Origin of the sequence: Arthrobacter sp. Hiyo1 (genome assembly GCF_001263615.2) — a bacterium.
GTDB lineage: Bacteria > Actinomycetota > Actinomycetes > Actinomycetales > Micrococcaceae > Arthrobacter.
Map to the genome: position 1 here is coordinate 132203 of NZ_DF952470.1, position 7015 is coordinate 139217.

Genomic DNA, 7015 nt, shown 5'->3' on the forward strand with positions numbered 1-7015 from the left:
TCCCACGCTGGCAGCTGAGCACGACGCCGCGCAGGTGGCTCCGCCGTCGCGCCCCTGACCGCCTGGATCGACAGGTTGGAGACTGTTAGCGGTCGGGCGGACCTCCAGTTGGTGCAGCGTCGCGCGGAAGAAGATGCCGAGTCGGCAGCCGTTCAGTTGGGGGCGAGCCCCGGGCTCACGCGGATCATTGAATCGAACGTCTATGCCATGCCGTATGGCAACCCCGGCATCGTGCGGATCAGGGTCCAAGCCGCTGGTGAAGCCTCCGGGGACACGATTGAAGATGCCCCCGAAATACAAGGACGGGCACCCTTCGGGGCGGAAGAGGGTGTCATTCGATGAGCGCCCTGCTGACGGTGGAGGATGTCCGGCACCTGCGGACCGGCGCCCACTTCCTGGCCTGCACCATCGACCCGACAGCCATCTACGTTTACGCGGAGATGATTGAAAGGGCCATGGAAAACCGCGTGTTGGAACTCATCTCGATTGACGAGCTGGCCCCCGATGACCTCGTGGTTGCGATCGGAATGGTCACTCAGGGTCTCCTCATCGCGGATATGCCTCCTGTAGGTGATGAGTTCATCGGGTGCATCCGTGCCATCGAGGCCAACCTTGGCCGGCAGGTGCGGGCGATCTATTCGCTCGCCGCCGCCAACATCAACGGAATTGTTCCCCTTATGGTCGGGCTGCAGTCCTCGCTGCCGGTGATTGATTCCGACCCCATGGGCCGTGTATTTCCCTTGATCAGCCAAACAACGCTGAACATCGGCCACGTCCCCATCAGTCCGATCGCCCTCATGGGAGTTACCGGCGAACGGGCTGTGGTGGAGGCTGAGAACCGCAGCGGGCCGAAACCCTGGTGCGGGCACTCGTCACGGAGATGGGTGGGTGGGCCGCTACAGCCATGTATCCGTGCTCAGCGGGCCAAATGCGCGAGCACGGAGTCCACGGCTCCATCAGCCGGATGATCCGAATCGGGGAGATTCTCGACGGCGAAACGTCGGTTGGACGCAAGTTCCAGCAGCTCGCTGAATTTCTGGGTGCCACCCGGATTGCCCGGGCCCGGGTGAGTCACGTCGAAGGCCTGTCGCGCCCTTCGGACCTAGGCCTTCCGGCGCTGCCGTCCAGCGTGACGCTCGTGGACGAACGATCCGGGCAGATCATCCGCTTGGAGATCCAGAACGAAATCTTGCTGGCCCTCGTCGACGGCGCCATCGCAGCTGCCGTCCCGGACATCGTCTCGCTGCTCAACTCCGAGCACGGCACGGTCGTCAACATCGACGATGTGCGGGTGGGCGATGTCATTGACGTCCTGAAGATCAAGGCCGCGGCGCAGTGGTACTCGGAGGCAGGCCTTGATCTTGCTGAACCAAAGGCCTTTGGTATTCCGATCGAGCACCCAAGGCGGCAACATGCGTAGGTCGAAAAGCGAGAACCATCTGGATGTCGCCGCGCTCCTGGCGCACGGCTCCCTCCGCGGCACCACCCCGCTGTATCTCACTCCGTCCAGCGCGGCAATCGATGGCGTCGTTCTTGTCTCCCAGCTCGATGCCATCCAGCGGGTGCGGCCCAACACCGTCATCGTCCTTTCAGCGGAGATGGGCTCCGGCGGCTGGCTGGTGTCCGCAGCTCTGCGGCACGCCTGGGAGCGGAAGGCCAGCGCCGTCGTCGTCGCTGGAAGTACCTACTCCAGCGCAGTGATCGGCCTCGCCGAGCGGCTGGGTATCACCTTGCTGGCCGCCGAGGGCGACACGTCAGGCATTGCCCTCGCACTCGCCGCTGAAATCGGCGCTGCCCTTTCCGTGGTGGACGCTGAGCTGGCGCGGTTTGCCCGAGCGGTCGCGAAGGACACGACCTTGGGAGCTGTCCTGAATACCATCTCCAGGGAGCTGGACGGTATTGAAATCTTGCTAGAGTACGACGGCGTGAGCCTGGCGTCCGCGGGAACGCCCACCCGGGAGGCAGTCGAAATCATCACCGTGGATGTTCGCGGTTCGAATAGCTCCATCCCGTCCAGGCTCACCGCGAGGGTACCAAGATCCGGAGTCCACAACCTGCAGCTCGTCCGGTCGATCCTCGAGGTGGCAACGCCGTCGGTAAACGCTGCGTGGCTGTTGGGAGATGTCCTCGACACTGCGCGTGCAGTACCCACGGCGGCCCTTGTCGGCTTGAACCACGACCCCGGCTCCTCCTGGACCACGTTCGTGGAACGTCACCGGCACTTGCTCTCCCAGCTGGGCTGGCGTGGGGAGGAGCAATATGTGGCCGTGTGGATCCGCAGGGCGTCGTTGGAAGCTCATCGCCCGGAGCTCACAGCGGTGCTGCGGTTGCTCTGGCGGAAGGTCACAGTCCGCAGCCCCCTGGCCGAAGTCCACGGTGGCTGGCTCGCCCTTGTTCCCGTCAGATACCAAGAGTCGGCGGACCAGCTCGAAGCGCGGATCCGGGTCCGTCTCGGGAAGTCTTTAGAGGAACTGGGGCTGGGGGCAGGACTCTCTCGGTGGCGCGAGGAACCCGTGGCACTGCCGAATATCGTCCGTGAATCCCGTTTGGCCGCTGAATCCGCTCTCTCGACGGGACCCGGCACCGTGGCAGGCTTCGCCAACCTCGACGTTGCGGCGGCCGCGACGTTCGTCGATGAGGACTCGGTCCTGCTCGTGGCCGAACTGACGCTGCCGCTGCTCATGGCCAGCCCGGACAGAGACCTCGTCATTGCGGCTGCAGGGGCCTTCCTCGACCACCACGGCTCCGTCAGCCTCGCAGCAAGCTCCCTTGACCTGCACCGGAACACCCTGCAGAGCCGGCTAAACCGTGCCCGCGAACTGGGCGTCCCCCTCGACACCCCAGCCAAGCTCTTGTCCGTCCATCTCATCCTCAGCACACTTCGTCGCTCAATCCACAACAAGACGAGTTCCGCCAATCCCGGCTATAACCAGAAAGGACTCCCATGAGTTCCCAGTTCGAAAACTTTGACGATGTCTATGCCGCCGCACAGGAAACGCCCGGCGTCATCCTGTTCACCGCTTCCGTCGTCGCCGACGCAGGCACCAGCATGGCGCGCATTTACACAAGCCACCCGGGGGTCTACCCCGTGGGCGGAAGGAAGACCCTGGGCGGGGACACCAACCCGGTGTGGCTCGAGCAGGTCCTCAAGGGCCAGCAGCCGTTCCTTGGGGCGGACAAGGAAGCAGTCCGGGCATTCTTCTTCGACTCCGCGACCATTGAGTCGCTGGGTTGCGGCGCCATCGTCAACGTTCCAGTGGTAAGCAACGGTGAGACCATCGGATCCATGAACTTCCTTGCCGCTGAGGGTAGCTACGGGCAGACATCGGTGGATGCGGCCGTGGACATCGCCCAGCGCTCTGTCCCGCTGTTCGAACAAGCGATTGCCACCACTAACTAGGAAAGGAATCTCCACACGTGACCACTACGCCGCCGGGAACACTGACCATCCGGAACGCCCTCATCTTCGATGGCGAGACCCGGAACCTGATCGAAGGCTCCATCACGGTCCGCGAGGGCCGGATCACCGAAGTGGGGCGAGACGTGGAAGAGGCCGGAAAGATCGTTGACGCCGACGGCCGTACCGTGATTCCCGGGCTCATCGATGCGCATTTCCATGCCTACGCGCTCAGCTTGACTGCCGCCAAGAACGAAACGGGGCCGTTGAGCTACTCTGCGCTCGCAGGGGCCCGGCGACTTGGGGCAGCCTTGAACCGGGGCTTCACGAGCGTCCGTGACGTGGCCGGGGGAGACATAGGCCTTGCCAATGCCATCGACGAAGGCTTGTACGCAGGTCCGAGGTACTTCTTTACCGGACCGGCCCTGAGCCAGACAGGTGGCCACGGTGACATCCGGGCCGCGGACGACGGCGGGTGCTTCCATGGCGGCCACATGTGCGAAGTGGTGGACGGCGAGGATGAGCTTCTGCGGGCCGTGCGCAACCGCTTCCGCACCGGAGCCACGGCCATCAAGCTCATGACGTCCGGCGGAGTCATTTCGCCCGTCGACCCCATCAGGGTTCCGCAGTACAGCTCGGCCGAAATCCGCACTGTAACGGAAGAGGCCTCCCGCCGGGGCAGTTATGCGACGGCCCACGCTTACTCGCCCGAGGCCATCCGCCATTCGGTGCTCAACGGGGTGCGCTGTATTGAGCACGGCAATCTGCTGGACGCCGAAACTGCCCGCTTGATGGCTGACAATGAGGTCTACCTGGTTCCGACTTTGGCGACCTACGACGCGATGGCACGGCGCGGCGAAGAAATCGGTCTCACGGAGATAGGGGCGGCCAAGAACCGGGAAGTGCTGAATGCCGGCCGGAATGCCGTCGTGTTAGCACGCGACGCGGGGGTCCGAATTGGATTTGGTACCGACCTCATGGGGGAGCTGGAGGACGAGCAATTGGCCGGGCTCCGCCTGCAATGCGAAGCACTGGGTGTCTACGATGCGCTCCGCTCTGCGACATCGACCAACGCAGCCCTGTTGCGTCGCGATGACCTGGGCCGCATAGCCGAAGGAGCCTTTGGAGACCTGGTCATCCTGGACGGAAACCCTGTCGATGAACCGTCGGTGCTCTGGGACGAAAGTCGCACACGTACGGTCATCAAGGCCGGACAGGTCATCACAAGGCAGTAGCCAGCCGCTAGAGGCGGCCTTGAACCGAGGCCCGTGCGGTCGAACGGGCCGCCGGCCCCCACTAAGCTGTGGCCCATGGAAACTGTCGTCTGGTCCAGACCGGAAAATGAGCGCGCAGGGACGCCGCTCCTGGTGATGATGCACGGATACGGCACGGACGAGCAGCGAATGGTGAATCTCTTTCCGCAGCTCCCCAAAGAATTCACTTGCGCTGCGCTCCGTGGGCCCGTGGCGATAGGGGACCACTACGGCTGGTTCCTGCTGGACTACTTCCTCGCCAACGACTTCGCGGACGTCATCACGGCCACTAACAAGGTCTTCGCCTGGATCGACTCCGTCAAGCGGAATCACAGCAGCGTGAGCCTCCTGGGCTATTCCCAAGGCATGGCCATGGCCAGCACGCTTCTGCGTCTCCGTCCGGAAGGCTTCAAAGCGACAGTGGGCCTCTCCGGATTCGTGCTGGAAAACGACCTTCTGGCGCTCAGCGAGTCCTTCGATTCGCCGCCGCCGTTCTTCTGGGGCAGGGACAAAGCCGATCCCGTGATCTTCAGGGATGCCATTGAGCACACCGAGGAATGGCTCAACAAGAACATGGCTCTCACCTCGAGAACCTACCCCGGCATGGGCCATCGGATCGAGGCCCGGGAAATGGCGGATGTGAGCGCGTTTCTGCGGTTTTACGTCCTTCGTTGAAGTGAGGTCCGCGTCACATTCGGGGATGCCGGAAAACAACTCTTGATTGCCAAAATTGTAAGCGCTTACACTCTTCTTCGGCGGTGCAAGGATGTGCCGCCAAATCCAGAAGATGAAAGGGTTGAGGCCGTGTTGAATGGTTAAGGCTCACCGCGTGACAATCCAGGACGTTGCCGTCCTCTCGGGCTTGTCCATCTGCACCGTTTCACGCGCCCTGCGGAACCTGCCGAACGTGTCCGAAAAAGCACAAGCCAAAGTGGCCGACGCCGCAGCCAAGCTCGGCTACAAGGCATCCTCCGCGGCGGCCCGGCTGGCCGGCGGAAATACCGGTTCCATCGCCATCATCACTCCTACCGCCACCGCGTGGTTCTTCGCCCAGGCCGTTGAGGCGGCCGAGGAAGTGTTCGGAGACAGCGGTTTCGACACCGTCCTGATCAGCCTGCGCGGCAAGTCGAGCGTCAAGCGGAAGATCTTTGGCGACCTCCTTGGACTGTCCCAACGCGTGGATGGCGTGCTGCTCCTCAACGTCGATTTGAGCGAATCCGAGGTTGCCCTCCTGGCCGCGTCCGGCCTTGCAGTTGCGAGCGTGGGGATGACTTCCGTACCGTGGGACAACGTAGGGATCGACGACGAACTCGCAGCTTGGCAGGCCACCTCCCACCTGCTGGGGCTGGGCCATTGGGATCTGGCGGTGCTTTCCGGCCGCGAAACCCAGGAGAACTCGGTGTTGACGGCCAGCGACAGGCTCAAGGGATTCAGCCGTGCATTGAAGGACCATCACCTGACTGTTCATCCGGACTTGGTCATCAATTCGGATTCCACGATCGACGGCGGCCGTATAGCCATGAACGAACTCATTGCCCACAGGAGCCTTCCCACCGCAGTCTTCGCGCACTGTGACGAGGCGGCGTTCGGGGCACTGATGGCCTTGCGAGAGCATGGGCTGTCCGCACCAAAGAATGTCTCCGTGATTGGAATCGACGACCACCCCATGAGCTGGTTCCTCGGCCTGAGCACGGTGGCGCAGCCAGTGGCGGACCAGGGTGCCTTCGCCGCCAACCTCCTGGTGGACCGGCTCCAGAACGCCGACGCCCCCAACGAACCCTCCCATCATTTCCTTGACACGAAACTCATTGAACGCAAAACCACGCGCCGCCAGCGCTGAACGGACCACTCCACACCATGACTGATACCCGAGCCACCCAGAAGACCGCCTGGACGGGCGCCACCGCGCTCCTTTTCGACCTCGACGGCGTGCTGACGCCCACCGCCGTGGTGCATGAGCAGGCTTGGCAGGAGCTCTTCGACGGCTACCTGGCCGAAACGGGCCATCCGGACGGCTACCAGGAGAGCGACTACTTCGACCACATCGACGGCAAGCCGCGCTTCGATGGCGTGCGTGATTTCCTCACCTCCCGTGGAATCACGTTGCCGGAAGGACCCACCGACGACGATCCCGCCAACACCAGCGTGCAGGGCCTGGGCAACCGCAAGAACCGGATCTTCAACGAGATCGTGGATTCGCGTGGCGTCGAGCCCTACGCGGGCTCCGTCCGCTTCATCCACGCCGCATTGGAGCTGGGACTCAAGCTCGCCGTCGTGTCCTCTTCCCGCAACGCGCCCGCCGTGCTGAAGGCGGCCGGACTGGATGGCTACTTCCCGGTGGTGGTCGACGGCCAGGTGGCGGCCG

9 protein-coding genes are annotated in these 7015 nt (G+C 63.4%); all 9 read left to right on the forward strand.

Annotated features, from left to right (window positions below):
- Positions 1-75 precede the first annotated feature (75 nt).
- Entirely contained in the window at positions 76-342 is a 267-nt protein-coding gene (locus AHiyo1_RS09575; protein ID WP_059388415.1) for a hypothetical protein, read from the forward strand.
- The gene (locus AHiyo1_RS26515) at positions 339-968 is read left to right on the forward strand and encodes an S-methyl thiohydantoin desulfurase domain-containing protein (RefSeq protein WP_059388416.1); all 630 of its coding nucleotides are present in this window, start codon (positions 339-341) and stop codon (positions 966-968) included. Before AHiyo1_RS09575 ends, AHiyo1_RS26515 begins: the two co-directional genes overlap by 4 nt.
- Positions 881-1420, forward strand: a complete 540-nt coding sequence (locus AHiyo1_RS26520) for an S-methyl thiohydantoin desulfurase domain-containing protein (RefSeq protein WP_340639307.1) — start codon at positions 881-883, stop codon at positions 1418-1420. The genes AHiyo1_RS26515 and AHiyo1_RS26520 overlap by 88 nt, the downstream gene beginning before the upstream one ends.
- Complete coding sequence (locus tag AHiyo1_RS09585; RefSeq protein WP_253257244.1) at positions 1413-2948, forward strand: helix-turn-helix domain-containing protein; 1536 nt, start codon at positions 1413-1415, stop codon at positions 2946-2948. Before AHiyo1_RS26520 ends, AHiyo1_RS09585 begins: the two co-directional genes overlap by 8 nt.
- Complete coding sequence (locus tag AHiyo1_RS09590; protein WP_059388418.1) at positions 2945-3400, forward strand: hypothetical protein; 456 nt, start codon at positions 2945-2947, stop codon at positions 3398-3400. The genes AHiyo1_RS09585 and AHiyo1_RS09590 overlap by 4 nt, the downstream gene beginning before the upstream one ends.
- A gap of 17 nt (positions 3401-3417) precedes the next feature.
- The gene (locus tag AHiyo1_RS09595) at positions 3418-4632 is read left to right on the forward strand and encodes a metal-dependent hydrolase family protein (RefSeq protein WP_059388419.1); all 1215 of its coding nucleotides are present in this window, start codon (positions 3418-3420) and stop codon (positions 4630-4632) included.
- A gap of 75 nt (positions 4633-4707) precedes the next feature.
- On the forward strand, positions 4708-5325 hold the full coding sequence (locus AHiyo1_RS09600) for an alpha/beta hydrolase (RefSeq protein ID WP_059388420.1): 618 nt from the start codon (positions 4708-4710) through the stop codon (positions 5323-5325).
- Between the two features lie 154 nt (positions 5326-5479).
- Positions 5480-6490: a LacI family DNA-binding transcriptional regulator gene (locus AHiyo1_RS09605; protein ID WP_253257245.1), complete on the forward strand. Its 1011-nt coding sequence runs from the start codon at positions 5480-5482 to the stop codon at positions 6488-6490.
- A gap of 17 nt (positions 6491-6507) precedes the next feature.
- A partial coding sequence (locus AHiyo1_RS09610; RefSeq protein ID WP_059388422.1) for an HAD family hydrolase occupies positions 6508-7015 on the forward strand: 508 nt, incomplete at its 3' end.